Raw genomic sequence first — 1,432 nt, forward strand, 5'->3', positions numbered from 1 at the left:
CCGGCTTGTCGCCGTCGAACTTCAGCTCGACGACGGCCTGGTTGTCGACCAGGTTGATGTCGCCGACCTGGCCGACCCGCACACCGCCGATGCGGATGTCGTCGCCGCTGCGCAGGGCACCGACGTCGCCGAAGGCGGCCTTCACGACCGTCGTCGGCTTGCCCGGCAGGCCGTCGCTCGCGGTGATCGCGATACCGACCGAGGCCACGAAGAGGGCGAGGACGACGAACCCGATGAACAGGGACCGCCTCTTGCGGCCGACCGTGCTCGCCATCACTGACCTCCACCGATGAGGAACTGCAGAACGCCGCTTTCCTGCTGCTGGCTGAGCCCGGTCACGCCGCCGTCGGATTGCTGACCCGTGGCCAGCAGCCCGCCGAGGACTCCGCCTGAGCCGGTGAGTCCCGGGAGGCTCGGCAGCGGCAGCGGCGGCGCCCCTTGAGCCGGCGTGCCGGTGTCACCCTGGGGAGAGCCCTGCTGCGGGGGCGTAGGAGCCCCGTTGGGCGCGTTGAGGCCGGGCACGAGACCCGTCAGCAGGTCGGGGTTGACGACGAGCATGGCCCGGAGGTAGTGGGATACACCGTCGCCGCCGTTGGTGGCCAGAGCCCAGTTGCGGATGAAGTTCAGCACGTTCCCGAAGTTGTTCGTCAGGTCGGTGACGACCGGGCGGGCGGAGCCGACAGTGGTCCGCAGGTCCGGGCCGGCGGTCTTGAGCTGGTCGACCACCGGGCGAGCCTCGTCGAGCAGGCCTTGCGCCTTGTCCAGGACCGGCTTCGCGCTCGCCAGCGCCGGGTCGAGCGACTCGGAGAACTTCTTGAGCTCGTCGCTGATGGCGCTCAGGTTGTCCGTCGTCGGCCTGATCGACCGCAGGACGGGCGTCGTGGCCTGCGCGGTACCGGTCAGCTGCCCGAGCGTCTTCCGGGCCGCGGAGAGGGTGTCCGGCAGCCGGCTGAGGGTCGACTCGAGCGCGGCACGGTTCTTCGCGGTGGCTTCGGTGGCGGTCTGCGCGGACGAGAGGAGACCGTCGAGGGTCGCCCCGTTGTCCACGGCCAGGGCCTGGGCCACCGGTTCGATCTTGCCGACCACGCTGGTGAGCAGGCCGTTCTGTTCCTTGAGGACCTTCGCCAGCCCGTCGGTGTCCTTCATGGACGAAGCGAGCGCCTGGATGGTCGCGTCGGCGTTCTGGCCGTTCTCCCGCATGCCTTCGCCGAGCACGGTCACCAAGGCCGCCAGCGACTGCCCGGTGGGGTCGTCGATGGTGTTGAGAACCTGGTCGAGGTCGGTGTAGACGCCGGTCTGCTGCACCGGCAGGACGTCGCCGTCCTGGAGCGCGGGTGCCGAGGGCGTCCCGCGGTCCAGGTCGAGGTACCGCTCGCCGAGGATGCTGACCGGCTTGAGCGTGACCTTGGCGTCGGTGTGCACCGGCAGCGCT

Annotated in this window: 2 protein-coding genes; both read right to left on the reverse strand. The window is 70.2% G+C overall.

Annotated features, from left to right (window positions below):
• Positions 1-274: MlaD family protein (locus H5411_RS46385; RefSeq protein ID WP_183128012.1), on the reverse strand; the 274-nt coding region annotated here is incomplete at its 3' end.
• On the reverse strand, positions 274-1,432 hold a 1,159-nt coding region (locus H5411_RS46390), incomplete at its 5' end, for an MlaD family protein (RefSeq protein WP_183128013.1). The genes H5411_RS46390 and H5411_RS46385, both read right to left, overlap by 1 nt.

This window comes from Amycolatopsis echigonensis (assembly GCF_014174495.1).
Lineage (GTDB): Bacteria > Actinomycetota > Actinomycetes > Mycobacteriales > Pseudonocardiaceae > Amycolatopsis > Amycolatopsis echigonensis.